The sequence below is a fragment of the Epilithonimonas hungarica genome (assembly GCF_900102265.1).
Lineage (GTDB): Bacteria > Bacteroidota > Bacteroidia > Flavobacteriales > Weeksellaceae > Epilithonimonas > Epilithonimonas hungarica.
Map to the genome: position 1 here is coordinate 104,001 of NZ_FNBH01000002.1, position 26,204 is coordinate 130,204.

Sequence of the window (26,204 nt, forward strand, 5' to 3'; positions counted from 1 at the left end):
TTTTTTTTTCATATTTTTGAATCATAAATACTTCGTAAAACACTTACAGATGCGTAATATACTATATTTCACAATTTTAGGAATAACAATCATTTCCTGTGGTTCACAACAAAAAAATGTAAAAACTAAAAATCCAACTCTTCCGAATACTCCCAGGCCTGTCATCACAGAAAAAAAGCCCGAAATAAAAGAAGATGAAGGCGAATATTACAAAGTCAATATTGCAGACATTACCAAAAATGACAATACCATAAGTTATGGTTCTATTGTAAGCGCAAACCCCGCAGGTTACAAAATCACAAAAAATTATTTCCCTGCCATTGGACAAAACTTCCGTCAGAGATATGTGATTTTACATTACACTGTACTTAATGATGAAAAATCTATTTCAACATTAACTCAACAATCTGTAAGTGCCCATTATTTGGTCAGCACACTTCCTGATAAAGAAATTTATCAAATCGTGGATGAAAACAAAAGGGCTTATCACGCAGGAATCAGTTTCTGGAGAAAAGATCAACAGCTGAATGACACTTCAATTGGAATCGAGATCGTTAATCTTGGTTACGCCACAGACTCTCTGAACAACCGTATTTTCTATCCTTATCCGGAAGAACAGTTCAAAAAAGTAGCTGCTTTGGTCAAAGATATTGTGACGAGATATAATATTCCTGCAACTAATATTTTGGCCCATTCTGATATTGCCCCAACGAGAAAGCAAGACCCTGGACCACTTTTCCCCTGGAAAAGACTTTATGACGAATATCAGATCGGGATGTGGTATGACGAAACCGCAAAACAGACTTTCCTCAATCAAATATTAACGACCAATGATATTGCTTTAAATTACAATAGCCCTGACTTCGTATCCAAGGTCCAGCAGCAATTGGTTCAGTTTGGTTACGCCTTGACCGTGAATGGCGTTTGGGACAAGCCTACTAAACAAACTATCGAGGCTTTCCAATTCCATTTTCGACCGACGAATTACAGTGGGATTATGGATGCGGAGACTTTGGCGATTTTGCAGGCTTTGATCCAGAAGTATCCGCAGAAGTAATGAATATTGTTTTAAAAACAGAAAGGTTAAATTTAAGACCTGTTTCTGAAAATGATTTAGAAAACGTTTATCAGCTACAACGTCTGGAAGAAACGGCTCAATACAATACTTCCAAAATCCCTGAAAATATTAACGAAACTAAAATTACTGTCGGGGATTGGATTCGTGAAAACAATAAGGAGAGAACTAAGAAATTTACATTTGCTATTGACTTGGTGAGTAATGGAAAATTCATTGGTTTGATTGGAATCAATCTAGGAAAAGAGCATTATAGAAATGCGGAAGTTTGGTTTCAATTGGATTACAGGTTTTGGAATCAAGGTTTTGCTACGGAAAGTCTAAGGAAAATTATCGAATTCGGTTTTGAAGAACTGAATCTGCATCGGATTGAAGCTGGCTGCGCCGTTGACAATATTGGTTCATACAGTGTTTTAGAAAAAGTGGGAATGCTGCGAGAGGCACATACAAGAAAATTATTGCCATTAAAATCCGGCTGGTCGGATAATTATGGATATGCTATTTTAGAAACGGATTTTAGAAAATATAACAATTCGTAAATACAAAATAGACCAAGGAAAATTAATTTTCCTTGGTCTATTTTTATAACTAAAGCTGGTTTTATATTGGATTTGCAGCCCGACTTGAGCGGAGCTCTTTTTCCGAAACAAAGTGTAGGAAAAAAGCGGGAGCGGAAGGCGGATTAGCTGCCCAAATAATTTATTTGCTCAACAAAAGAGAAACCCATTCTTCTCTTTGGATTTTCTTTTCGAGTTTTAAATTTTGTTCTGTGCAGACTTCCAGAATATCATCCACATCAAAGAAGCAAAGTCCGGACAGCAACAGTTTTCCACCATCTTCCAACACAGAAACATAAGTCGGAATGTCAGAAATCAAAATATTTCTATTGATGTTTGCCAAGATGATTTCGAATTTTTCTTTGCCAAGATTGTCAGCTGTTCCCAATTCGATATCTAGTTCTACATTGTTTCGTGCAGCGTTTTCTTTGGAATTTTCGACAGACCATTCGTCGATGTCGATGGCAACGGTTCTGCCTGCTCCTTTTTGTTTTGCGAAAATTGCCAAGACCGAAGTTCCGCAACCCATATCCAACACTTTTTTGTTCTCCAGATCCATATCCAACATTTGCTGAATCATCAGGTGTGTTGTAGGATGATGACCGGTTCCAAAAGACATTTTGGGCTGAATCACAATCTCGTGCATATTCGGGTCCGAGTCGTGGAACTCTGCTCGGATAAGCACTTTATCTTCAACATTGATTGGTGAGAAGTTCTTTTCCCATTCCTCATTCCAGTTGATATTGGGCATTTCTTGGTACGTGTAAGAAATCTCAACCTCATCATTCTGCAAGAGATAAATATTTTTCAATTCATCTTCTTTGAAAAGGTCTTTCTGAATATAGCCCAAAATCCCGTCATATTCTTCTGTAAAGCTGTCAAAACCGATTTCTATCAATTCTGCCATCAATATTTCGTTCCAGGGCTGGAGAGGTTTTATTTTGAAATTGAATTCCAGGTAAGCTGCCATTGTTTGATTTTTTGCAAATTTAGGTTATTTTGACATTAAGATAATTAAGATAAAGTTTCTCGCAGATTTTGCAAATTGAGCTGAGTTTTAAGATTCAATATCTGCTGGATTTGCTAAATCTGCGAGAACAAAATCTAAACTACATTTTAATCTGATAAGTGAAACCTAGATGAAACCATCTTCCCGGCATCGGAACCAGATTGGTTTCTACATATTTCGTATTCGTCAGATTGTTGATTAACACGTAAAAATCAAGGTCTTTATACCGGAAATTAATTTGCTCATCCAAGATATTATAACTTCCAAGATTCACACGTTCCGAATATTTATAAATCAATTGATTACTGAAAAACTTCAAGAATTTCACATCCACTTGCGCTACAAACTGGTGTCTCAAATTCTGCAAAGCATATCTGGAAAACTCTTCATTTTTATATTGATTATCAAGATAGGTGTAACCCAAACGATAATTTAGAAAAGAAAACAGTTGATGTTTGAACTCGGTTTCAAATCCTTTGAGATGGATTTTACCAACGTTTTCTGCTTTCCACGGACTTTCGGGTGTTTCTTTCAACCAATCGATACCGTTGTTTGTATTTCGGATGAATCCGCTCGCTTTCGCCAATATTTTTTCATTTTGAAATCGATATCCTAATTCCGATGAGATTGCTGACTCAGGAACTAAGTTTGGATTTCCAATCTCCGCCGGACTCACGTAATACAAATCGGTGAAAGTCGGAATCCTGAAACCTTTCGAAACTGCACCAAAAACTTTATGATTTGGATTAAAGATAAAACCAGCATCCATTCCCGGATAGAAAAAATTCGCTCCTGAATAATTCGCCCAACTCGCTCCCGGGTTGATTTCCAGTTTCTGACTAAAAAATTTGAACTGATGGTCAAAAAATACCTGTGTCACGTCTCTTTTTCTTTCTCCAAGATTACTACTGGTTAAAAATTCTTTTCTGTAATCCACACCGATTCCTGTAGTTCCTAATGAAGATTCATAAGTCGCATTCACAGTTCCGCCGATATTATTTCCGATGTGCATATTCCTATAGTATGATGGATTTTGACGAATAAACAAATACATATCCTGCCCTCTTCTCCAATAAACACTGGAATTGACAGACAGTTTATCAAATCTCTGCTGATATTGCAAACTCACCACCGAAGCCTGCGTTTCTTCATATTGATTGATGGCGGTTTGCGAAGCATAAAATCCATTTGCGCCAAATTTTTTCTCAGAAAAACCAGCTTGTAAACTTAGACTTCCCTCATTCAGTTTCAATTTATTTTGGTAGAAAAAATTCCTGATTTGATAATCAGTATTGTATCGATAACCGTCGGAAGCACCATTGCTAATGGTAAATAGATTGGTAAACTTCTCAGAACCAAATGTTGCCGCAGCCGACAAATCATAAGTTTTGAAATCTCCACCTTGCGCTTTTATTGTCACTTGTTCTTCAGAAGATGATCTGGTAACTATATTGATGACACCTGCGTAAACATTCTGTCCATAAAGTTTTGCGGATGAACCTTTGATGATTTCAATCCGTTCAACTGCCGAAATATCAAATGGAAGATTAAATGTATTATGACCGGTTTGTGAATCATTCATTCTGATTCCGTTGATTAAAATCAAAACCTGCTCAAAAGAACTTCCCCGAATGGTAATATCACTTTGAACACCGTTGGAACCTCGTCTTTTGATATCCAATCCCGAATAAAACTGAAGCAATTCATCAATGCTTGTTGCCGGACTATCTTGGATCTGTTGTTTGGTAATGACAACTACATTTTCGTTGACATCATTATAAGGCGTTGATAAAAACCGACCTTGTAAGTTGACTTCATCAATCTCTTTTTCTTTGTTCTGCGCCATTGCATTAATAGACAAAACACAAATTGATAAAGCCGTAATAATTCTTTTCATATGTAATTTCTATTATTTCAAAAGGTCATATGCAATCTTCGATTTCATAGTTTAAATTCAGCTTCTGAATAATTGGGCGCAAATTTAGAAATTAACATTAACCCGCAATCAAATTAATTGAGAAAACTTAAAATGTTAATTTGAAAACCTATCGCAAATCGATTTAATTTTTCGTAAATTTGTTGGTCTTATTTTTACTATGGCTACAGCTTCTGAAATCGATATCAAAAAATATATTTTCGTTAAAAACGCGCATCTTAACAACCTGAAACACATCGATGTTCTGATTCCAAAGAACAAACTGATTGTCATCACAGGTGTCTCCGGAAGTGGTAAATCGTCACTCGCTTTTGACACGATCTATGCCGAAGGACAAAGAAGATATGTGGAAAGTTTAAGTTCCTATGCCCGTCAGTTTTTGGGGAAACTGGAAAAGCCGAAAATCGATGATATCAAAGGACTGGCACCGTCTATTGCGATCCAGCAAAAGGTGATTTCGTCCAATCCGCGTTCTACGGTTGGAACTTCAACGGAAATCTATGATTACCTGAAATTGTTTTACGCCAGAGTCGGAAGAACTTTTTCACCAGTTTCCGGAGAGGAAGTCAAAAAAGACAGCGTAACGGACGTTATCGATTTCATCAAGAATTCTAAAAAAGATGCTACCTTTTTACTTTTGACGCCTTTGCCATTTGAAGTTAAAACCTTTGTTGAATTGCTGAAAACGCTTAAAGTTTCAGGATTTACAAGATTGGAAGTCAATGGAAATTTGGCTGGAATTGAAGATTTGGAAAGTTTCGGATTCACGCCGGAAAAAGATATGACAATTAATCTCGTGATTGACAGATTCAGTTATGAGGAAGACGAGAGTTTCTTACAAAGATTAGCAGATTCTATACAAATGGCTTTCTACGAAGGCCATGGCTATTGTTCACTTAAAAATACAGATACTGGAAAAATCCGTGAATTCTCTAACAAATTTGAATTAGATGGCATTGTTTTCAACGAACCGAATGTCCATTATTTCAGTTTCAATAATCCTTACGGTGCTTGTCCGACTTGCGAAGGTTACGGAAAAGTGATCGGAATTGATGAAGACCTGGTGATTCCAAACAAAAACTTATCGCTTCACGAGGACGCTGTTGCTTCCTGGAAAGGCGAAAGTATGAGCGAATGGAAAAAGGAATTCATCAAAAAAGCTAAAGACTTCCCTATTCATAAGCCTTATCATCAATTGACCAAAGAACAGAAGCAATTCCTTTGGAAAGGTGACAAAACCAGAAGTTTTCCAAGTATTGACAATTTTTTCAAAATGCTGGAGGAGAATCTTTACAAAATCCAATACAGAGTGATGCTTTCGCGTTATCGTGGAAAAACGCTTTGTCCGGATTGTGAAGGATTACGATTGAGAGAAGAAACAAGCTGGGTAAAAATCGATGGACATAATATTCAGTCTTTGATAGAATTACCTTTGGACGAATTGCTTCCATTAATAAAAACCTTAAAACTCAACGACCACGACAGAGAAATTGCCAAACGCCTGACTTACGAAATCGAAACAAGACTAGAATTCCTGACTAAAGTTGGTCTGGGTTATCTGACTTTAAACAGGACTTCGAACACGCTTTCCGGTGGTGAAAGTCAGAGAATTAATCTGGCAACCAGTTTGGGAAGTTCGTTGGTTGGTTCGATTTATATTTTGGATGAGCCAAGCATTGGTCTTCATTCCCGAGATACCGAAAATCTGATTGGTGTTTTGAAGCAATTGCGTGATTTGGGAAATACCGTAATTGTTGTAGAGCATGATGAAGATGTGATGCGAGAAGCGGATTATATTATTGACATTGGTCCGGAAGCAGGTTATCTTGGTGGAGATTTGGTTTTCAGTGGCGATTATAAAGAGATGATGAAAGCGGATACTTTAACCGCAAAATATCTGAATGGCGATTTGGAAATCGAAGTGCCAAATAAACGAAGAAAAACAAAAGAATTCATCGAGATAAAAGGCGCTCGTCAAAATAACTTGAAAAATGTAGATGTCAATGTTCCTTTAGAATGTCTGACCGTTATCACAGGCGTTTCCGGAAGTGGAAAATCGACTTTGATGAAAGAAGTGATGACGAATGCAATTCAGATTCAGTTGGGAATGGGTGGAAAAAAAGCGGATTATGATTCGGTGGAATTTCCTTCAAAATTGATTCAGAATATCGAATTGATTGACCAAAATCCCATCGGAAAATCGTCGCGTTCCAATCCAGTCACTTATTTGAAAGCTTACGACGACATTCGTGACCTTTTTGCAAAACAAAAATCAGCGAAAGTTCAAGGTCTGAAACCAAAACATTTCTCCTTCAACGTGGATGGCGGAAGATGTGACGAATGTAAAGGTGATGGCGTGATCACCGTTTCAATGCAGTTTATGGCGGACATCGAACTAGAATGTGAACATTGCCACGGAACGCGTTTCAAAAAAGAAATCCTCGAAATCAAATACGACGAGAAAAATATTTCGGATATCCTTCATATGACGGTTGACGAAGCGTTAGAATTCTTCAAAGAAAATCACGAAGAAAAAATCGCAACTAAACTGAAACCCTTACAAGACGTTGGTTTGGGTTATCTACAATTAGGGCAGTCCTCTTCTACTCTTTCCGGTGGCGAAGCGCAGAGAGTAAAGCTGGCATCTTTCCTTGTGAAAGGTGTGACTACAGATAAAACGCTATTTGTATTTGATGAACCTTCAACAGGTTTACATTTCCACGATATCAAAAAATTACTGAAATCGCTACAGGCATTGATAGAATTAGGACATTCTGTTGTGGTAATTGAACATCAGCCTGATATTATCAAATGTGCCGACCATATTATTGACGTTGGTCCAAATGCCGGAAAATACGGTGGTGAAATTGTTTTTACAGGAACGCCAGAAGATTTGATCAAAGAGAAAAAATCTTTTACTGCGAAGTATATTGCGGAGAAATTAAAATAAAAAAGAGAGTCAAATGACTCTCTTTCTTTTATAAGTTATACAAAAACGGGCTTTTCTTAAAATAAGTTCCATCATCAATCTGTGAAATCAGGAATTCTGATAAATCATTGGCACTAATATTTTCTCCAATGCAATCATATAAATTGGTCTCAGTTTCAAAACTTTCATCAGTCTGAATTATCAAAGGCAATCTTACCAAAGTCCAATCGAGATTACTTTCCGTCAAAAGTTCATATTCTTTTTGTTTATCCAAAGTTGTTTCAGGATAATTCTGATACATCCATTCGGTTGCCATTTTCACTTTTCCATTTTTGTTGTCAAACGGCGTATTGACATTCAGACCTGTTATCACAATGTATCTTTTGATCCCGTTAGAATTCATGGATTGAATAATGTTGTTCGTTGAGTCAGAAAATATCGATTTTTCTCCTTTCGGCTGGCCAATTGTACTGATTACAACATCGCTGGTTTTTATTAATTCATTGATTGAAGCATAGTCTCTCGCATCACCTTTTACAATTTCTATCAAAGGATTTTGGTCAGAAAAAGTCTCTGGATTTCTTAATAGTAATTTGGTTTGAAAACCTTTTTCAAGAAGTTTTTTTACAAGATAGCTTCCTGCTTTTCCTGTACCGCCAATCACGGCAATTTTATGTAGTTTCATTATGTTCTCTTTATATTATTGTTGGAAAATAGAATTTTTAAGAATCAATGAAATCGATTCTTAATATCTCAGGCCTTCACAGAATCGGGCCTGATAAAATGTGATATTTTATAAAGAGATTGTAATGGAACAAAAATATCAAATTATTTATAAGTGCAAAAAGAGCTGAAATAATAAGTTATCCACAAAAAAATGTGGATAAGTATGAAATTTTAACATTCAGTTTACAAATCGTATTGTTTTTCTTCCTAAATTTACAATAGAGATTTAGGAAATGAACATAAAATTTGCTTTTGACCCAATCGGAATTACTCAAATTAAATTTGATATAAAAATTTAAAGGATAGCATTGTCGGCTGTCCTTTTTTGTTGTTGTTTAACTAAAAAAATGAGATGTTTTATCTACTGAACCGGCTTCTAAAGAGTCGGTTCTTTTATTTCAGAAGGGCTTCGACTCCGTTCGGCCTGACAATTCTTATTATGCATTAAGTATCAGAGATGTCACACTGAGCGGAGTCGAAGTGTTTTTTATTAATAAAAAAAAGACCATTTCTTTCGAAACAGTCTTTTCATTTTCATTTTTACAATTTACTTATTTAGAAGCATTGACATTAATTCCAATTTCAATGTCTTTGCTGATCATCCATTCAGCTGGGTCAGTTTCATCAGTCCCGAATTTGATTCCCCAATCCGCTCTGTTTACAGTAAATTTAGCTTCGATAGCCGCTTTACCTTCAGCAACAGTTACTTTCGCAGGGAAAGAAACATTAAGTGTTTTTCCTAACAAAGTCAGGTTTCCGCTCACAGTTTTGTTAGCACCCGCAACAGCATCTTTTGGAAGTTCTCCAGCCAAATCAGCAATAGCAGTGATCTTGAAATCAGAAGTTGGTTGTTTCTCAACATCAAAGAAATCAGCATTTTTAAGGTGTACTTCCAGGTCAGCTGGTTTTTTGTCAGCCTCTGTTACAGAAGCGGGGTCAACTTTCAAAGTCGCCATATCGATCACGAAATCTCCTGAAGTCACGGCATTGTTTTCAACGGTAATTTCACCAGATTTCAAGTTAAGAGTTCCCCATCTTGGCGCAAATCCACCTTTGTGGAACGCTTTCCAGTTTACATTTGAAGTAGCAAGATCGACGTTGTAAGCTTCACCAGTTTTTGCAGCAACTTCTTGTGCATCTTTTACTGTTTCTTTTTTGTCGTTACAAGCTGTGAACAACAAAGCTGCTCCTACGAATGCTAATACTGTTAATTTTTTCATAGATAATATTTTAAATTAATATTGTTTTTCTTGCAGCAAAAATAAGACCTTAAACACGACATCGTATTGATGTACATCAATAAAACCTATATTCATGATTTTGGGCAGCTTTATCCGTCCTCCGTTCCCGACGTTTTGCTAATCGCCGAACTTATTCCAAATCAAATTTGCAACACGAGCTCTATTCAGGCCGGGCTGTATGTAATTCATTGTTAAAATATGCTTGAAATTTAACATAACATTTTCTAAACAACCCAAGAACTAAATTAAATCATAAATAACTGATTATCAATTGTAAAATATTTTATATAAAATTCAAAATTTGCAAATACCGGCATTAATTTTGATTCTAAACTTTAACTTAATTAACATTTTTTAACAATTTAAAATCTTTTATTTCCAATGAAAAAAACTTTTGCTGAAAAATCAAATCATTTGGTTTTTCTTGGGACTACTGCTTTAATCGTTACTGCAGTATTTTTTTTGAATTCCTGTAACAAAAAATCAGATGAGCCGGTTACAAATTCAAAAAAAGATTTAGAAACAGTCGTCTCCAGACCGGCAAAAGTAATTTCCACAAAACCGGATGTTCCTGACGACCCGAATAAACGTTACATTTATCTCACTTTCGACGACGGACCTAATAAAGGAACAGAAAATCTTCTTAAGATCATCAACAAATATCAAATCCCCATAACATCTTTTATTGTAGGGAAACACGCTTATGACAGCAAAACCCAGGCAAAAAATTTGAAAGAATTAGAAAAACAAGAGTTGGTAGAATTGGCCAATCACAGTTATTCGCACGCAGAAAACCGATATTCGGAATTTTACAAGAATCCTGAAAAGGTCATTCACGATTTTGACAGGGCAAAAGACAGTTTGAAGTTCAAAAACAAATACGCAAGAACGCCCGGACGAAATATCTGGAGAACATCAAATATTAATAATACAGACATCAAAACATCAAAAATTGCAGCAGACAAATTGCAAAGGGCAGGTTATGTTTTGGTTGGTTGGGACCTCGAGTGGAAACCAGACAGCACAATGAAGTTAAAAGGTTCTCATAAAGATATGACAAAACGAATTGACAGTATCTTTTTCAATGATTTGGAAAAGACTTCCCGACATTTGGTTTTCTTGACACACGACCAATATCTTCAGGATGATGATTCAGTCCGGGAATTGGATTTGTTTATTTCTGGTTTGCAAAACAGCAATCGTTTTGAATTCAGGAAGATATCGGATTATCCTAAGATTAATGATATTTTGAAATAATTTATAAACCACAAAAGGCACAAAGTTTTTTCACGAAGAACACAATAAATTTTGCTATTGAATATGAAGTTAAGTCTTGTAGATAGTAAACTTCAGAATAAAAATTGTGAACCTTGTGCAAAAACTTTGTGCCTTTTGTGGTTAAATATTTATTCAAATTCCTTAGAAACACCCAATCCAAACAAAGCAAAATCATAGACCGCAGGGTCATTAGAATTATATTTTCTAAGAATTAAATCTAATTCTTCTACCGCTTTCCAATCGTTTTGTTTTCGGGTTAAGATTCCTAATTTTCTGGAAATATTAGCGGTGTGAACATCCAAAGGAACCGATAAAAACTTCGGGTCAATCTTCTCCCAAATTCCAAAATCGACACCTTTTTTATCTTTACGAACCATCCAGCGCAGAAACATCACCAATCGTTTGGAAGCAGAATTTTTGTAAGGCGAACTCACATGTTTTTGTCCACGGTGTTTTTCTGAAATAAAATGATTCCGGAAACGTTCAATAGAATGAGAAAAATTGATTTCATTCTTATTGATGAGAAACGCATCTTCCAGACTTTCAAATTGATTATAGATTCTTCTGAAATTCCTTAGAAAGAAAATGAAATCTTCGTGATTGAAAGTCCTGTGAATCGCTTTCTGTGGAATTTTACCCAAATCAGAATCTGTGAAATTCATTACAAAATCGTAAGGTGAATTTCCCATCAATTCCATCATTTTATTGGCGTCATTGATGATTGATTTTCGGTTTCCCCAAGCGATACTTGCGGATAGAAATCCAGCAATCTCGATATCCTGTTTCAAAGAAAAACGATGCGGAATCTGAATCGGGTCATCGATAATAAAGTCCGGAGAATTGTATAAATCTGCTTTTTCGTTCAGCAAATCGAAAATGTCTTTTTCTTTTAATTTCATACCTTATAAATGTTTTTGAACACAAAGTCCACAAAGACTTTAACATAATCTATGCTTTTTAAGTTCACAAAGGCACTTCGACTTCGCTCAGTATAAACTTCAAACTTATAAAAGTCCACAAATTTATTTTAAAAAAAATTGTCATTCTGAAAGAATCTCTACAAATGCCGTTTAGATTCCTACGGAATGACAATATTGGGTTTATATTTTATTTAAAATTTAAAAAAAAATGAATTACAACCTAACTTCTAGATTCTAATATCTAATTTATGCTTCTATCTTCCGATAACTTCAGTAATCGGTTTTCCAATAGCTCCACTTGGAAATTCGATGTGAAGTAATGCTGAGATTGTCGGCGCAATATCGGTCATATAATAATCGCCGTTACTCTCACCGTGTTTGATTCCCCAACCCATAAAAATCAATGGGATGTGAGAATCATAAGAATTCCAAACACTGTGTGTTGTTCCTTTTTTCGCATAACTTGGCAACATTCCGTCGTGAGAAATGATCTGGATATCTCCGCTTCTCTGCCAGTTATAACCATTGATGGCTCTGGATTTTATCGGCTCAGGAATTGCTGATGAACCTATCTTTTTCAAATCAACTGCATATAAAACTCTCGGGTCTTTGTTAAGATTATCGATGATCGTTGTTTTAATGGCTTCTTCATCAAGATTTTTCTCTTTGATCAGATTTTGATTCAGATAGATCTGATAATTATCGATTCCTAGAATCAGTTTGGAATTAGCATATTTTTTCTCCAGTTCTGCGCCCAGATTTTTTTCCATTCCCTCATCAAAGAAACCACCTAAAATCTTGTTGGCTCTCAGGAATCCTTCTGCATTCGCACCACCGTGATCAGCAGACAAGAAAACCAAATAATTGTTCTTCCCTACTTTTTCATCCAGCATTTTGAAAAACGTGGCCAAATCTTTGTCCAATCTGATGTAAGTATCCTCAACCTCTATAGAATTTGGTCCGTAAGAATGACCAACGTAATCCGTCGAAGCCAGGTTAATTGCAAGAAAATCCGTTTCAGTTCCTTTTCCTAAAGCATAATTATCCAAAGCCGCCTCAGCAAACTTAAGCGTCAACGTATTTCCGAAAGGCGTCGTTCTGATAACGCCTTTTTTAGTCGCATAATCCGTCAATAGATTTTTATAAGGAAAAACAGGTTCTTTCGCTGTTCCAACTGGATATTCCCATTCTACATTATCTGCTGTACTTTCCGTGTATTCATTAATTGGTAAAGCAGTTTCCCAGCCGTTAACCAACAATTTTTCAGGGACTTTCTGGTCATTGAAGTCTTTTACCCATTTTGGCAGTTCATTCATATAATAAGAACTCGTAATGAAGTTGCCAGCTGAATCATCGAACCAAAAAGCGCCCGTCGGATTGTGACCGGCAGGTAAAATCGAAGCACGGTCTTTCAAAGAAACGCCGACGACTTTTGATTTAAAATTGCTCGCAATTCTCAATTGGTCTGTAACCGTCGTTGACCAAAGGTTTTTCGGAGAATGACTTCCGTTTCTTTTGTTATCTGTTCCAACTGGATTTACGTTTTCGTCTGTTGTACAATAAACATTTTTCCCTGTTTCTTTATCCGTCCAGTCGTTTCCCGCAATCCCGTGAATCGAAGGAACTGAACCCGTATAAATAGAAGTATGACCAATCGCCGTAACCGTCGGAATGTAAGGAATATGTACATTATTAAGAGAATAACCTTCTCCCAAAAGCCTTTTGAAACCACCTTTCCCGAATTTTTTCTCAAACCGGTAAAGATAATCCCAACGCATCTGGTCCACTACTAATCCTACTACTAATTTGGGTCTTTCTCCTGAATTTAATCTTGTTTTCTGAGCATTTACATTTCCAAATGTAGCCACAGCCAAAACGAAAATCTGAATTTTTCTGAACATTGAATCACTTTTTATTGAAAGCCAAATTTACGGCTTTCAAAAGTTTTGGGATGTGAAATTTTTATTAAAGTTTTTGATATTGAATATCATTTAAAAAGTACTTATTAATTCTCTTGAGAGACTTACAAAACTCTCCCTAGAGAATTGATAAACTCTCTCTAGAGAATTCACAAACTCTCTAGAGAGATTTAAACAAACCATCTAAGAGAAATTTAACCTTAGAAGTATCAAACAAAAAAGAACGAGCAATTGCCCGTTCTTTTCAATATAAAATTTAACAATTCTATTTACCGCCACCGGAATTTTTCTCGACATCCGTTTTTGTATTTTCCTTTACTTTCTGGTTTCCAAAACGTTTAACAAATGTGAGTGAGAATCCGTACCAATCCCATTTATTATAATTTCGAATCATCCCTGTAGAGCTATAAGTCGTATTGTCTACACTTGGTCTTTTGAAGATGTTCATCAACTGTAAACTGGTTTCGATTTGAGAATCCGGGAAAATCTTGGTCACAGAGATATTATGGAAAAAGTTGTACTTATTTGCAACTGAGTTTCCGTAATTCTGATTATCAACGCTGAACCAACCGCTGATATTAATATTCTTATTGAATAAATTGGTATAAGAAAGATTGGTAGAGCCGCCAATGTAGCTGATATAATTGTTATCACGGCTCAATCTGTTTCTGATATTGAAATCACTGTTATCTATGTAGTACCACCCAAGTCCGAAGTTCACATTCAGTTTATTTTTCAGGAAGTTTTGATTGGTGTTGGCAAAAAGGTAGAACTTTTCTACTTTTCCTTTGAAATTATCCGGAAAAGAAATCGTTTTCCCATCTTCTTCTTTATAATTGGTCCAATAATCCTGGTCAGTAAACATATATCTGGCCGAGATAAAATACTTTTTGAATAACCCAAATTTCAGCACCACTCTATCGCTCGGATTTGGAAGAAGCTCCATATTTCCCCGGTAATAGATTCCATTATTACTAGGCATTTCAAAAGGATTGAATTCCGAAAACCAAGGTCTCCAAAGGTTATGATTGTAAGTCAAGCTCAAATCATAATTGGTACTGAAAGAATACTTAATCAATAGATTCGGCAAAAACGTACCGTAAGAATCTTTTCTTCCCTGATTCCCTACATTTTCTCTGATTTTGAAATCGATGTGTTCATATCGCAAACCAACTCTGGTTTCCAATTTTTCAAAAAATGTTTTGCTATAATTAAAATATAGAGAGTTGATGTTGTCTGTGTAATGAAAATCGCTGTTTACATTTTTGGTTCCATCCATCAAGTCCAGATAAGCATTTGGGATCACGTTATTATTAAAATCTGCTTTTCCGCCGACTTCCAGAGTTCCACCTTTTCCTAATGGCGTTGTGAAATCTACTTTCACATAATAATTTCTGTTTTGAGTATCAGAATTAATCAAAGTCTGTTCAGTAGCTGAAATATTATTCCATCCATCAATATTTGCAGGCGAAGACGTAGTACTTTTCAATGTTCTTCCTGTAGAGCCCTCGCTTGTTTCGTAATTAACTCCGAGATTGACGTCCAGAATTTTGTTCTTTTCTTTATCATAATACTTGTAGAAAAAATTGGTTCCCAAAGTATTATTAAGGTTAGAACCCGACAATTTTTGGTAATCAATTTTCTTAAAGTTATTATCGTCATACGACCTTATGAATGAGTCCGTTCCAGAGTTATTATCACCTCTGAAATATTCCATCACAAGACCGATATTGTTCTTGTCATTCAGTTCATATTCAGAACTGGAAGAAAAAGACGGATTCTTGTTGATATAAGTACTTTTGGAATCAATTAATTCACGGTTTTTATTGGCATAATAAGAAAACTCGCTAGAATTTTTGGTAATGAAAACATTATCATTATAACTACCCGTGAAAGTCTGAGTGAAATTTTTCTTATGATAGTTAAGGTTCAAACTCCCGTATTGGTTATTCTTGGTATTCTGAGTATTAGTAAGAGAAATGCTTCCCTTCATACCTTCATCATCCCGCTTTTTGAGAACGATGTTGATGACCGCTCCGGTTGCTTCATAACGGGAAGACGGACTTGTAATGACCTCGATTTTCATCAGATTGTCTGCAGGAATTGTTTTGAGATATTCCTTAAGTTCCTTACCTGTGAAAACCGATTTCCTGTCGTTGATATAGACCGTTACCGATTCCCCTTCCGCTTTTACATTGTCATTGTTATCGATGCTTACCAAAGGCGTCATTCTCACGATATCCCAAGTTGTATTTCCTGCCAGGATAGAGCTGTTTTCCACATTGAAAACTGTTCTGTCGGCCTTACTTTGTACAGTCGGTTTTTTGGCGATAACTGTGACCGCTTCTATTTCTTTGGATTTAAGAGTGTCTTGTGTCTGGGCAAATGTGATTGCAAAAGAGAGTAATCCCAATAAGGATAAAGCTTGCTTCATTGTTATAGTTTATTTGTAAAGATAAGACAACTCAAAAAGGATAATGTTACATCGAAAGTCAATTAAATTTATATTAAATCGAATTTTAATTAAATTTGAAAGAAAACAATTACATACAGTGAATACAAAAGTTAATGAACATATAGAAAAGTCCAGACAATGGAAAAATGAGATAAGCGCATTGAGAACCATTATCCTGGATTGTCAATTGACAGAAGACATCAAATGGGGAAAACCATGTTATTCCTTTAGCCGAAAGAATATTGTCATTATTCAAGGTTTTAAAGACTATTTTGCACTTTTGTTTTTCAAGGGTGGAATAATGAAAGACCCCAAACATCTTCTTGTAAAAATGGGAGAAAATACACAAGCCGGAAGACAAATGCGGTTTGAAAACGTTCAGGATATTCTGGACAAAAAATCAATTATCAAAGGTTATATTTTCGAAGCTGTTGAAATAGAAGAACGTGGAGAAAAAGTACAAATCAAAAAAGAAGCGACACCAATTCCCGAAGAATTTCAAATTAAACTAAATGAAAATCCCGAATTGAAATCCGCTTTTGAATCCTTAACTCCGGGAAGACAAAGAGCTTATCTGTTTCATTTTTCTGCGCCAAAACAATCAAAGACCAGAGAATCCAGAATCGAAAAATCAATCCTAAATATTTTGGACGGAAAAGGTATGAATGATTAATAGATTAAAGCTCTCGCTAATTTGGCAAATTTCGCAGATTCTATAGAAGAAAAATTTGCTTAATCTGCGAGAAAATATTTTTATCAAAAGTAACTAATTAATATGAAAAATAAACCTCAGCTTTCAGCAGAACAACAGGAAGAATTAATCAAAATCCTGAAAACCCGTTTTGAAAAAAAACCAAATCGTCACGAAAATATAAAATGGGAAGATGTTCAGAAAAAACTGGAATCCAATCCTGAAAAACTCTGGTCTCTGAACGAAATGGAAAGAACCGAAGGCGAACCAGATGTTATTGGCTATGATAAAAAAACAAACGAATATATTTTCATAGATTGTTCCTTAGAAAGTCCAAAAGGCAGACGAAGTCTTTGCTATGACCGAGATGCACTCAATTCCAGAAAAGAAAATAAACCAACAAACAGTGTAGTAGATTTGGCCAATGAGATCGGAATCGAGATTTTGGATGAAGAACAATATCGTGAATTGCAATCTTTAGGAAACTTCGATTTGAAAACATCGAGCTGGGTGAAAACACCTGATGAAATCCGGAAATTAGGCGGTGCTATATTCTGTGACAAACGTTACAACACTGTTTTTCTCTATCACAACGGTGCCGAATCTTATTATGCTGCGAGAGGTTTTCGAGGAGTTTTGAGGATTTGATTCAAGCACAATCTTTACAAATCCCTGTCAGAATACAATTTACACTTTCCACAGAATATCCTTTTTCTAAGGAAAACTGAACTTCAAATGGCAGGCATTCTATAGTTTCGCATTTTGTACATCTGAAATGAAAATGATGGTCTGTCAGTTTTTTTTCTTCACATTTAATGCAGACTGCAAAATACTGTTTTCCGTCTTCTGCAACAATTCTGTGGAGAATTCCGTCTTCGCAGAATCTGTTTAATACTCGATAAATCGTTGCTCTATCAATATCAACATTGATATTTTTCTCGATAGAATCCTGACTCATCGCTTTAGCTTTATTAGTTAACAAATTCAAAACAGCTTCTTTTGCGGGTGTATTCCTTCTTTTTATTTTCATTAATGCGATTATGTTGCAATAATAGAAATTATTATTAACTTTGGCAAGATATAAACAAGAAAATTAATTATGAAAAGAATGGAGAATCAATTCGATGTTATTATAGTTGGAGGAAGTTACGCCGGACTTTCTGCAGCAATGTCTTTGGGAAGGTCACTCCGAAAAGTTTTGGTGATTGACAGTGGAAAACCTTGTAATATCCAAACGCCACATTCCCATAATTTTCTGACTCAAGACGGGAAAACACCAAAAGAGATCTCAACTATTGCAAAAGGGCAAGTTAAAAAATACGCTACTGTAGAGTTTTGTGACGGGCTTGCAATGCAAGGAAAGAAAACTGAAAATGGATTTGAAATCAGTACCAGACGAGGCGAAATATTTGAAGCCAAGAAACTTATATTCGCAACAGGAATTGTAGATGAAGTTCCGAATATCAAAGGTTTTTGGGATTGCTGGGGAATTTCTCTGATCCATTGCCCTTATTGCCACGGCTATGAATTCAAAAATAAAAAAACAGGAATCATTGCGAATGGCGAACGTGGCTTTCATATTTCATCATTGGTCAATAATCTGACTGATGATTTGACAATTCTGACCAGAGGAAAAGCTGACTTTACAGAAGAACAATTTCAGAAATTAGAAAAGAATAATATTAAAATTATCGAAACAGAAATTGATGAAATCCAACATCAAAACGGAAACATCGAGACACTGATATTATCCGATGGGGAAAAACTGGATTTTGATGCAGTTTATGGTGCTTTTCATTTCAAACAACACTCTGATATTCCAGGTTCTTTGGGCTGCGAATTTACAGAAAATGGTCATATCAAAATCGATAACAAACAAAACACGACGGTTCCAGGTGTTTATGCTTGCGGCGATAATTCCTGTGCAATGCGGTCTGTAGCCAATGCGGCCTATACCGGCAACCTTACCGGAGCAATGGTCAATATGGACTTGACGAATGAAGGTTTTTAATAACCAAAAAAACCGCATCAATTGATGCGGTTTTAATTTATTATAAGGATTTGATTAAAATTTCAAATCACCATTCACTTCTCTTACAGCTTTTGCAGCTTCAGCAAATTTTGCTTTTTCCTCATCGGTCAAAGAGATATTTACGATTTTCTCAACACCATTTTTTCCGATGATTGCCGGAACACCAAGACAAATATCACTTTCTCCATATTCGCCGTCCAACATCAGAGAGCAAGGAATCATTTTTTTCTGGTCGCAGGCAATGGCCTGAACCATTACAGAAACCGCAGCTCCGGGCGCATACCAGGCAGAAGTTCCCAATAATTTGGTCAATGTAGCTCCTCCAACTTTAGTTTCCTCGATAACGTAAGCTTTTTGCTCATCGCTCAAGAATTCTGAAACAGGAACACCATTTCTTGTTGCTTTGCTATATAAAGGTAACATTCCGGTATCTGAGTGCGCTGCGATCACCATTCCATCAACGTCAGAGATTGGAGATCCCAATGCTTCTGCCAATCTGTATTTGAATCTTGCGGAGTCCAAAGCACCTCCCATTCCGATAATCCTTTCTTTTGGAAGGCCAGATGTCTTGTGAACCAAATATGCCATTGTATCCATCGGGTTAGAAACTACGATGATGATCACATTCGGAGAGTTTTTAACAAGATTTGCAGTTACATCTTTTACGATTCCTGCATTGATACCGATCAGTTCCTCTCTTGTCATCCCAGGTTTTCTAGGAATCCCGGAAGTAATGACAGCAACGTGAGAACCAGCTGTTTTACTGTAATCTCCCGTTGTCCCGGTAATTTTCGTGTCAAAACCATTAAGAGAAGCTGTCTGCATCAAATCCATTGCCTTACCTTCTGCAAAACCTTCTTTGATGTCCACCAAAACTACTTCAGATGCGAAATTTTTCATCGCAATATATTCAGCACAAGAAGCTCCAACAGCTCCAGCTCCCACTACAGTTACTTTCATAATATATTTATCAGTTTAAAAATTTTATATTGTATTGTTCGTAAATATAATAAATCTTGTAAAATCCGAAAAAAATTTAAATCAAACATTTGTCATATTTGCAAATAGCTGTTCTCTATTAACATATGATATAATTTATCCTATATTACTAAAACATGAGCCAAAATGTGGTTGATATTTCGTAAATTTGCTTAGAAAAAAATTAAAAATATGTCAGAAAACAACATTAAATCTATTGCTGTTTTAACATCTGGAGGTGACGCTCCAGGAATGAACGCAGCACTTAGAGCCGTTGTAAGAACAGCAAATCACTACAATATAGAATGCTATGGGATCCGCGAAGGATATAATGGATTGATTGCAGGTGATGTAATAAAAATGGGACCTCGTTCCGTGAAAAATATAATCAATCAAGGTGGAACCATTCTAAAGTCTGCCAGATCCAAGGAATTTATGACTCCGGAAGGGAGAAAAAAAGCTTTCGAGCAATGTCAAAAATTAGGCGTGGATGCATTGGTTTGCATAGGCGGGGACGGAAGTTTCACTGGTGCAAAAGTTTTCAATGAAGAGTTTGGGATCAAAGTGATCGGTGTTCCGGGGACTATTGATAATGATATATTTGGTACAGATAAAACCATTGGTTATGATACAGCTCTTAACACAGCAATGGACGCCATAGACAAAATCCGCGATACAGCAACATCTCACAACCGAGTTTTCTTCGTAGAAGTAATGGGAAGGGATGCTGGATTCATCGCCCTTAACAGTGGGATTGCAACAGGAGCTCTTGACATCTTGATCCCTGAAAGAAAAGACAGTCTAGATGATCTTTTTGAAACCTTCAATACGGCTGAAAAAGTGGGTAAATCATCAAGCATTGTTGTGGTTGCAGAAGGTGAAGAATTAGGAAATATCTATGACCTTGCAAAAGCAACAAAAGAAAAATTCCCAAATTATGACATCCGTGTAACAATTCTTGGACACATCCAAAGAGGAGGCTCACCAAGTTGTGCAGATAGAGTTCTGGCCAGTCACTTAGGATATGGAGCTGTCATCGGTCTGATGGAAGGCAAAAACAAAGTGATGGTTGGGATGCAATCTAACAAGATCACTTATACGCCGATAGAAGAAGCTATCAAAAAACATAACGAAATAGATAAAGACCTGCTTCAGATCGCTGAGATCTTAGCAATGTAATCCTTTAATAAAAAATAAATATCAAAACAAAACCTTAATTTTTTTAATATGTCAACAATTAAAGTAGGAATCAACGGATTCGGGAGAATCGGACGTTTAGTGTTCAGAGCAATGACTGAAAGATCAAACATCGAAGTTGTAGGTATCAATGACCTTATCGATGCTGAATACATGGCTTATATGCTAAAATACGATTCAGTTCACGGACCGTTCAAAGGAGAAGTATCAGTACAGGGTAACAACCTTGTTGTAAACGGAAAAACGATCCGTGTAACTGCTGAGAAAGATCCTAACAACCTAAAATGGAATGAAGTTGGTGCAGAATATATCGTAGAATCTACAGGATTATTCCTTTCTAAAGATTCTGCTCAGGCTCACATCAACGCTGGTGCCAAGAAAGTAATCCTTTCCGCGCCTTCAAAAGATGATACGCCAATGTTCGTAATGGGTGTAAACCACAAAGAACTGACTGACGATATCAAGATCTTCTCAAACGCATCATGTACTACAAACTGTCTTGCGCCATTGGCAAAAGTGATCCACGATAACTTCGGTATCGCTGAAGGTCTTATGACAACTGTACACGCAACTACTGCAACTCAAAAAACTGTAGACGGACCATCTGCAAAAGACTGGAGAGGCGGCAGATCTGCACTTAACAACATTATCCCATCTTCTACAGGTGCTGCAAAAGCGGTAGGAAAAGTGATCCCTTCTCTTAACGGGAAATTGACCGGTATGTCTTTCAGAGTTCCAACTGCTGACGTTTCTGTAGTGGACCTTACTGTAAAATTGGACAAACCAACGTCTTACGAAGAGATCTGTGCTGCTATCAAAGCGGCTTCTGAAGGCGAGTTGAAAGGAATTCTTGGTTACACAGAAGACGCTGTTGTTTCTCAGGATTTCGTAAGCGATGCTAGGACTTCTATCTTCGACAAAGAAGCTGGAATCATGTTGAACCCGACTTTCGTTAAATTAGTATCTTGGTACGATAACGAGTGGGGTTATTCTAACAAATTGGCAGATATGCTTGTTCATTCAGCTTCTTTGTAATCTGAAGTTGAAATAAAAAAACCTCTGAATTTCTTCAGAGGTTTTTTTTATTTAAGTAACAGAACTTTTCACAAGAAACCCCTGAAGCTAAAAAAACAAGCTTGTTCTTTGATGGAAGCAAGCTTGTTTTTGATCAAAACCAAGCTTGATATTATCTTGCAAAGTTCTATATTCAAAAGTGATAAAACTCACAACCGTTTTATGGAGCAATAATTGTAATTTTATCTGAGATGGAAAGAACAATTTTAAAGCCTCGATTCAAAGAAGCTCCTCATTTCAAAAATTTTTGGGAAACCGGAAATGGTAAACAACTCATAGAATTCTCCGGGGCAAAAGTCAGTTTTAAAGATTTCGATAAATTCTCTCATTACTATTATGATGTAGATGAGATCGGAGATCAGGTGGTGAAGGACATCTATTTTACCCAATCGTTCCCTAAAGCCTCAAAACAAATTGAAACTTATATCAGAAATGGAATTACAGAGAACGACAAGATCTCTGAAAGTGCAAGATCGCTTTTTGAACAGACACAAACCATTCCCGAATGGCTTGATCATGATCTGATCAAAAGCGGAGCCGAGCTTTGCATGAGGTGCAATGTAGATTCGTTGATATCTCTAAGAGATTACTGTTTGATCGGTGGATATGATTATGCCTATCTCAACAAACCGCTTATCGCTACAGAAGCTCTGAAAAAGGGCGCTGTAAAGCGTTTATCGGAAACACTGGACTTTTGGGTGAATGTCACAAGAACCGACTCACTTTTAATTCATCAAAAAGGTTACGAATTTGCTATAAAAACAAGATTAATACATTCCTATGCAAGACTTTCCATAAAGAAGCATTATAAAGACTGGGACACGGAAAACTGGGGCGAACCCATCAATTCCTGGGATATGATGGCGACTTACATCGGTTTTAGTCTGGTATTTTTATACAGTCTGCACAAATTGGGAAATACATTTTCAGAAAAAGAGGAAAAAGGACTGTTTCATCTTTGGAAATATGTCGGTTATCTTTTAGGAATTCCCGAAGATCTTTTGCCTAATGATAAAAAACAGGCCACAGAGTATTTTTATCTATGGACCTCTGTACAACCTCCATCAGACAAAGATTCTATACTACTGGCTCATTCCCTATTAAATGAATCCTTGGAAAATCCCATTCTCAAATTCAGTTTCCAAAGAAGGAATCTTCGTTATCTGCACATCTGCTGTACTTGGTTTTTATTGGATGATGACGTCTGTGAAAGATTAGAAATCCCAAAAGTAAAATACAAAAATGTGTTTCCAAGGTCAAAGCAATTATTTAATAAAATCTATGAAAGCTTATTAAGCAGAGAAGTCCAAATAAAAAAGGGAAATAAAGATCAAATGAAAGTTTTAAATGATTATCTAAACATAACAAAAAATTCAAATTTTCATTAAAATCAAATTGGTAAATTAAAACCTCCGATTAAAATAATATTGGATTTTGATCTTAAAATTCCGTATTTTTGAGAATAATTTTTTTGAAATAATGAGTACGAACGACGATAAGAAAAAAGCCCTCCAGCTGGTGCTTGAAAAACTAGATAAAACCTACGGAAAAGGAACTGTTATGACCTTGGGAGAGGACTCTGTAGATACAACTATAGAAGTAATTCCTTCCGGATCTCTAGGTATCGACCTTGCTTTGGGTGTCGGTGGATATCCTAGAGGAAGGATCATAGAGATCTACGGTCCTGAATCTTCCGGTAAAACCACATTAACCCTTCACGCTATTGCGGAAGCCCAAAAAGCGGGCGGGATCGCGGCCTTCATAGATGCAGAACATGCATTTGACAGAAACTATGCTGCAAAATTAGGAATCGATCTGGAAAACCTGATCATCTCTCAGCCAGACAATGGAGAGCAGGCTTTGGAAATTGCCGACAACCTTATCAGATCAGGAGCTATTGACATTGTTGTAATTGACTCTGTTGCAGCATTGACGCCAAAAGCAGAGATCGAAGGCGAAATGGGAGATTCCAAAATGGGACTTCATGCAAGACTAATGTCACAGGCTTTAAGAAAACTGACGGCTACTATCTCCAGGACTAAATGTACTGTGATCTTCATCAATCAATTACGTGAAAAAATCGGTGTGATGTTCGGAAACCCAGAGACTACAACAGGAGGAAACGCTCTTAAATTCTACGCTTCTGTAAGAATTGATATCAGAAAAGCAAGTGCTCCGATCAAAAATGGGGACGAAGCTGTCGGAAGCCGTGTAAAAGTAAAAATTGTTAAAAACAAAGTTGCACCACCTTTCAAACAAGCAGAATTCGATATTATGTACGGAGAAGGCGTTTCTAAAGTTGGAGAGATTTTAGATACTGCTGTAGATCTTGCTGTGGTCAAGAAAAGTGGATCTTGGTTCAGTTATGAAGACACTAAATTAGGACAAGGTCGCGATGCCGTAAAAGAGGTATTGCGAGACAATCCGGAATTAGCAGAAGAAATTGAAGGTAAGATCAAAGAACTGATCAAACAAAAATAAAAAAAAGGCTGTGAATTGTTCACAGCCTTTTTTTATTTGAAGAAATAAGTCACTCCAAGACTTATAACCTGCTCTGATTTTTTCTTTTGCGCATCCGGATCTAATGTCCAAGACTCAACCAGATTGGGATATGTATTGGATAATCCTATATCATACTTCAAAGCAATTTCCAACTGGCGCTTATAACTATACCCTACGCCTGCTCCTAACCCAAAGTTAAAGGAATTAGCCTTCCCATTGATATTAGGATACTGTGGATTCACAACGTTTGGGTCATAATAATCCCTACCTGTAGGAAGATTTTTTACTTTTTGATCGATCAAAAAGTTGAACCTTGGTCCAATCAATCCAAAAAACTCCGATTCGGCTTCTGAAAAATAAGCCTTAAAGTTAAGTGGGACACTTAGGTAATTATTGGCATATACAGCATCATAACCAGACCTGCCTTTAGCTTCTTTGGTCTTTCCTGTTTCTCCCGCCCCATAATATAAGACCTCACCTTGTATATAAAACTGTTGAGTAATACCAACTGGTACTTGTGCTACAACACCTCCTAAAACAGAGAATCTAGGTCCCGAAGGGTTGTGTGCATTTCTAACTCTGGAATAAGTTCCTCCTACAACAAGACCAAATTCAGTAGATCTGAAATCGATCTGCGCCTGAGAGAACGATGAAATTAACAATAAAGACCCGAAAAGGATTTTTTTCATATTAGTGTTTTTTATAAATATTTTTATGTTCCAAATTTAAATAAAAAAAATGAGAAGCCCAGATAGAGCTTCTCAAAATATATTTAAGAACGTAATCTTAGTTCTATTATGCTAAAACCGCTGCAACAGTTTTTCCAATCTCAGCAGGAGAATCTACAACGTGAATCCCGTTTTCTTTCATAATGGCCATTTTTGCCTGGGCAGTGTCATCAGCTCCACCAACAATAGCTCCAGCGTGTCCCATTGTTCTACCTTTTGGTGCGGTTTGCCCAGCGATAAAACCTACAACTGGTTTTGTTGACCCACTAGCTTTGTACCATCTTGCAGCTTCAGCTTCCAAAGATCCACCGATCTCTCCGATCATTACTACAGCTTCAGTTTCAGGATCGTTGATGAACAATTCCAAAGCTTCCTTTGTAGTAGTTCCAATAATTGGATCTCCACCGATTCCAATAGCTGTAGAAACTCCAAAACCAGCTTTTACAACCTGATCAGCAGCTTCATAAGTCAAAGTTCCAGATTTTGAAACGATACCGACCTTTCCTTTTTTGAAAACGAAACCTGGCATGATTCCTATCTTAGCTTCATCAGAAGTGATGATACCAGGACAATTTGGACCGATCAAACGGACATCTCTATCTTGGATATAATCCTTAACTTTTACCATATCAGCAACAGGGATACCTTCTGTGATACATACAATAACTTTGATACCTGCTTCAGCAGCTTCCATCACGGCGTCTGCAGCAAATGCAGGTGGAACGAAAATAATACTCACATTAGCTCCTGCTTTTTCTACAGCTTCAGAAACTGAGTTGAAAACCGGCTTACCAAGATGCTCTGTCCCTCCTTTTCCTGGAGTCACACCTCCAACTACGTTGGTTCCGTAATCAATCATCTGACCTGCGTGGAAAGTACCTTCGTTACCTGTAAATCCTTGTACGATAACTTTAGAATCTTTGTTTACTAATACTGACATTTTATATTATAATTTAT

At 36.5% G+C, this 26,204-nt stretch carries 22 protein-coding genes; 11 read left to right on the forward strand and 11 right to left on the reverse strand.

From position 1 onward, the window contains the following. Nucleotides 1-49: 49 nt before the first annotated feature. The gene (locus tag BLT30_RS07835; RefSeq protein ID WP_089873037.1) at nt 50-1,057 is read left to right on the forward strand and encodes an N-acetylmuramoyl-L-alanine amidase; all 1,008 of its coding nucleotides are present in this window, start codon (nt 50-52) and stop codon (nt 1,055-1,057) included. Further along, nucleotides 1,057-1,614, forward strand: coding sequence for a GNAT family N-acetyltransferase (locus tag BLT30_RS07840; protein ID WP_089873038.1), 558 nt, complete (start codon nt 1,057-1,059; stop codon nt 1,612-1,614). Before BLT30_RS07835 ends, BLT30_RS07840 begins: the two co-directional genes overlap by 1 nt. Before the next feature lie 160 nt (nt 1,615-1,774). On the opposite strand, the gene prmA is transcribed toward BLT30_RS07840, so the two are convergent. Together prmA and BLT30_RS07850 are read right to left on the reverse strand one after the other, a co-directional pair. After that, on the reverse strand, nt 1,775-2,602 hold the full coding sequence (gene prmA / locus BLT30_RS07845; RefSeq protein ID WP_089873039.1) for a 50S ribosomal protein L11 methyltransferase: 828 nt from the start codon (nt 2,600-2,602) through the stop codon (nt 1,775-1,777). A 139-nt stretch (nt 2,603-2,741) separates the two neighbouring features. Further along, nucleotides 2,742-4,538 carry a TonB-dependent receptor plug domain-containing protein gene (locus tag BLT30_RS07850; RefSeq protein WP_089873040.1) on the reverse strand — a complete coding sequence of 599 codons (1,797 nt, stop codon included), beginning with the start codon at nt 4,536-4,538 and terminating at the stop codon, nt 2,742-2,744. Between the two features lie 199 nt (nt 4,539-4,737). Here BLT30_RS07850 and uvrA point away from each other — a divergent pair, with 199 nt between their 5' ends. Continuing rightward, complete coding sequence (uvrA, locus tag BLT30_RS07855) at nt 4,738-7,527, forward strand: excinuclease ABC subunit UvrA (protein WP_089873041.1); 2,790 nt, start codon at nt 4,738-4,740, stop codon at nt 7,525-7,527. 28 nt (nt 7,528-7,555) lie between these two features. On the opposite strand, the gene BLT30_RS07860 is transcribed toward uvrA, so the two are convergent. Next, the gene (locus BLT30_RS07860) at nt 7,556-8,191 is read right to left on the reverse strand and encodes an NAD(P)-dependent oxidoreductase (protein ID WP_089873042.1); all 636 of its coding nucleotides are present in this window, start codon (nt 8,189-8,191) and stop codon (nt 7,556-7,558) included. Between the two features lie 592 nt (nt 8,192-8,783). Beyond that, nucleotides 8,784-9,452: a YceI family protein gene (locus BLT30_RS07865; RefSeq protein ID WP_089873043.1), complete on the reverse strand. Its 669-nt coding sequence runs from the start codon at nt 9,450-9,452 to the stop codon at nt 8,784-8,786. A 402-nt stretch (nt 9,453-9,854) separates the two neighbouring features. Between BLT30_RS07865 and BLT30_RS07870 the strand changes: the two genes are divergently transcribed. Further along, nucleotides 9,855-10,730, forward strand: a complete 876-nt coding sequence (locus BLT30_RS07870; protein WP_089873044.1) for a polysaccharide deacetylase family protein — start codon at nt 9,855-9,857, stop codon at nt 10,728-10,730. 149 nt (nt 10,731-10,879) lie between these two features. On the opposite strand, the gene BLT30_RS07875 is transcribed toward BLT30_RS07870, so the two are convergent. The 3 genes from BLT30_RS07875 to BLT30_RS07885 all read right to left on the reverse strand — a co-directional run bounded on the left by BLT30_RS07875 (nt 10,880) and on the right by BLT30_RS07885 (nt 16,024). Beyond that, complete coding sequence (locus BLT30_RS07875) at nt 10,880-11,650, reverse strand: TIGR02757 family protein (protein WP_089873045.1); 771 nt, start codon at nt 11,648-11,650, stop codon at nt 10,880-10,882. Between the two features lie 275 nt (nt 11,651-11,925). Further along, on the reverse strand, nt 11,926-13,572 hold the full coding sequence (pafA, locus tag BLT30_RS07880; protein ID WP_089873046.1) for an alkaline phosphatase PafA: 1,647 nt from the start codon (nt 13,570-13,572) through the stop codon (nt 11,926-11,928). 283 nt (nt 13,573-13,855) lie between these two features. Next, the gene (locus BLT30_RS07885) at nt 13,856-16,024 is read right to left on the reverse strand and encodes an outer membrane beta-barrel protein (RefSeq protein ID WP_089873047.1); all 2,169 of its coding nucleotides are present in this window, start codon (nt 16,022-16,024) and stop codon (nt 13,856-13,858) included. Nucleotides 16,025-16,142: 118 nt separating this feature from the next. On the opposite strand from BLT30_RS07885, the gene BLT30_RS07890 reads away from it, so the two are divergent. Together BLT30_RS07890 and BLT30_RS07895 are read left to right on the forward strand one after the other, a co-directional pair. Next, nucleotides 16,143-16,718 carry a YdeI/OmpD-associated family protein gene (locus BLT30_RS07890; RefSeq protein WP_221405578.1) on the forward strand — a complete coding sequence of 192 codons (576 nt, stop codon included), beginning with the start codon at nt 16,143-16,145 and terminating at the stop codon, nt 16,716-16,718. Between the two features lie 102 nt (nt 16,719-16,820). Next, nucleotides 16,821-17,384, forward strand: a complete 564-nt coding sequence (locus tag BLT30_RS07895) for a DUF4256 domain-containing protein (RefSeq protein WP_089873049.1) — start codon at nt 16,821-16,823, stop codon at nt 17,382-17,384. Nucleotide 17,385: 1 nt separating this feature from the next. On the opposite strand, the gene BLT30_RS07900 is transcribed toward BLT30_RS07895, so the two are convergent. Continuing rightward, nucleotides 17,386-17,766: a Fur family transcriptional regulator gene (locus tag BLT30_RS07900; RefSeq protein WP_317040523.1), complete on the reverse strand. Its 381-nt coding sequence runs from the start codon at nt 17,764-17,766 to the stop codon at nt 17,386-17,388. A gap of 78 nt (nt 17,767-17,844) precedes the next feature. On the opposite strand from BLT30_RS07900, the gene BLT30_RS07905 reads away from it, so the two are divergent. After that, a complete protein-coding gene (locus tag BLT30_RS07905) occupies nt 17,845-18,747 on the forward strand; it encodes an NAD(P)/FAD-dependent oxidoreductase (protein ID WP_089873710.1) in 903 nt (300 codons plus the stop codon). Nucleotides 18,748-18,801: 54 nt separating this feature from the next. Here BLT30_RS07905 and BLT30_RS07910 read toward each other — a convergent pair whose 3' ends face one another. Beyond that, nucleotides 18,802-19,728 (reverse strand): malate dehydrogenase, encoded by a 927-nt coding sequence (locus tag BLT30_RS07910; RefSeq protein WP_089873050.1) that lies wholly within the window; start codon nt 19,726-19,728, stop codon nt 18,802-18,804. Between the two features lie 210 nt (nt 19,729-19,938). Here BLT30_RS07910 and pfkA point away from each other — a divergent pair, with 210 nt between their 5' ends. The 4 genes from pfkA (at nt 19,939) to recA (ending at nt 24,498) form a co-directional block, all read left to right on the forward strand. Next, entirely contained in the window at nt 19,939-20,925 is a 987-nt protein-coding gene (gene pfkA / locus BLT30_RS07915; protein ID WP_089873051.1) for a 6-phosphofructokinase, read from the forward strand. Nucleotides 20,926-20,973: 48 nt separating this feature from the next. Further along, on the forward strand, nt 20,974-21,978 hold the full coding sequence (gene gap / locus BLT30_RS07920) for a type I glyceraldehyde-3-phosphate dehydrogenase (RefSeq protein ID WP_027384962.1): 1,005 nt from the start codon (nt 20,974-20,976) through the stop codon (nt 21,976-21,978). A gap of 230 nt (nt 21,979-22,208) precedes the next feature. Beyond that, nucleotides 22,209-23,405, forward strand: coding sequence for an oxygenase MpaB family protein (locus tag BLT30_RS07925; protein ID WP_089873052.1), 1,197 nt, complete (start codon nt 22,209-22,211; stop codon nt 23,403-23,405). A gap of 91 nt (nt 23,406-23,496) precedes the next feature. Continuing rightward, entirely contained in the window at nt 23,497-24,498 is a 1,002-nt protein-coding gene (gene recA / locus BLT30_RS07930; protein ID WP_089873053.1) for a recombinase RecA, read from the forward strand. 32 nt (nt 24,499-24,530) lie between these two features. On the opposite strand, the gene BLT30_RS07935 is transcribed toward recA, so the two are convergent. Next, nucleotides 24,531-25,208, reverse strand: a complete 678-nt coding sequence (locus tag BLT30_RS07935; RefSeq protein ID WP_089873054.1) for a porin family protein — start codon at nt 25,206-25,208, stop codon at nt 24,531-24,533. Nucleotides 25,209-25,314: 106 nt separating this feature from the next. Further along, a complete protein-coding gene (sucD, locus tag BLT30_RS07940; protein WP_089873055.1) occupies nt 25,315-26,187 on the reverse strand; it encodes a succinate--CoA ligase subunit alpha in 873 nt (290 codons plus the stop codon). Between the last annotated feature and the right edge of the window lie 17 nt (nt 26,188-26,204).

Bases quoted from the DNA above. Each gene is read 5' to 3' on its own strand.
- BLT30_RS07935 (WP_089873054.1), bottom strand. From the start codon at position 25,208: ATGAAAAAAATCCTTTTCGGGTCTTTATTGTTAATTTCATCGTTCTCT.
- BLT30_RS07870 (WP_089873044.1), top strand. From the start codon at position 9,855: ATGAAAAAAACTTTTGCTGAAAAATCAAATCATTTGGTTTTTCTTGGG.
- recA (WP_089873053.1), top strand. From the start codon at position 23,497: ATGAGTACGAACGACGATAAGAAAAAAGCCCTCCAGCTGGTGCTTGAA.
- sucD (WP_089873055.1), bottom strand. From the start codon at position 26,187: ATGTCAGTATTAGTAAACAAAGATTCTAAAGTTATCGTACAAGGATTT.
- uvrA (WP_089873041.1), top strand. From the start codon at position 4,738: ATGGCTACAGCTTCTGAAATCGATATCAAAAAATATATTTTCGTTAAA.
- BLT30_RS07850 (WP_089873040.1), bottom strand. From the start codon at position 4,538: ATGAAAAGAATTATTACGGCTTTATCAATTTGTGTTTTGTCTATTAAT.
- pafA (WP_089873046.1), bottom strand. From the start codon at position 13,572: ATGTTCAGAAAAATTCAGATTTTCGTTTTGGCTGTGGCTACATTTGGA.
- prmA (WP_089873039.1), bottom strand. From the start codon at position 2,602: ATGGCAGCTTACCTGGAATTCAATTTCAAAATAAAACCTCTCCAGCCC.
- BLT30_RS07925 (WP_089873052.1), top strand. From the start codon at position 22,209: ATGGAAAGAACAATTTTAAAGCCTCGATTCAAAGAAGCTCCTCATTTC.
- BLT30_RS07865 (WP_089873043.1), bottom strand. From the start codon at position 9,452: ATGAAAAAATTAACAGTATTAGCATTCGTAGGAGCAGCTTTGTTGTTC.
- BLT30_RS07905 (WP_089873710.1), top strand. From the start codon at position 17,845: ATGGAGAATCAATTCGATGTTATTATAGTTGGAGGAAGTTACGCCGGA.
- BLT30_RS07875 (WP_089873045.1), bottom strand. From the start codon at position 11,650: ATGAAATTAAAAGAAAAAGACATTTTCGATTTGCTGAACGAAAAAGCA.
- BLT30_RS07885 (WP_089873047.1), bottom strand. From the start codon at position 16,024: ATGAAGCAAGCTTTATCCTTATTGGGATTACTCTCTTTTGCAATCACA.
- BLT30_RS07895 (WP_089873049.1), top strand. From the start codon at position 16,821: ATGAAAAATAAACCTCAGCTTTCAGCAGAACAACAGGAAGAATTAATC.
- gap (WP_027384962.1), top strand. From the start codon at position 20,974: ATGTCAACAATTAAAGTAGGAATCAACGGATTCGGGAGAATCGGACGT.
- BLT30_RS07910 (WP_089873050.1), bottom strand. From the start codon at position 19,728: ATGAAAGTAACTGTAGTGGGAGCTGGAGCTGTTGGAGCTTCTTGTGCT.
- BLT30_RS07860 (WP_089873042.1), bottom strand. From the start codon at position 8,191: ATGAAACTACATAAAATTGCCGTGATTGGCGGTACAGGAAAAGCAGGA.
- BLT30_RS07835 (WP_089873037.1), top strand. From the start codon at position 50: ATGCGTAATATACTATATTTCACAATTTTAGGAATAACAATCATTTCC.
- BLT30_RS07900 (WP_317040523.1), bottom strand. From the start codon at position 17,766: ATGAAAATAAAAAGAAGGAATACACCCGCAAAAGAAGCTGTTTTGAAT.
- pfkA (WP_089873051.1), top strand. From the start codon at position 19,939: ATGTCAGAAAACAACATTAAATCTATTGCTGTTTTAACATCTGGAGGT.
- BLT30_RS07840 (WP_089873038.1), top strand. From the start codon at position 1,057: ATGAATATTGTTTTAAAAACAGAAAGGTTAAATTTAAGACCTGTTTCT.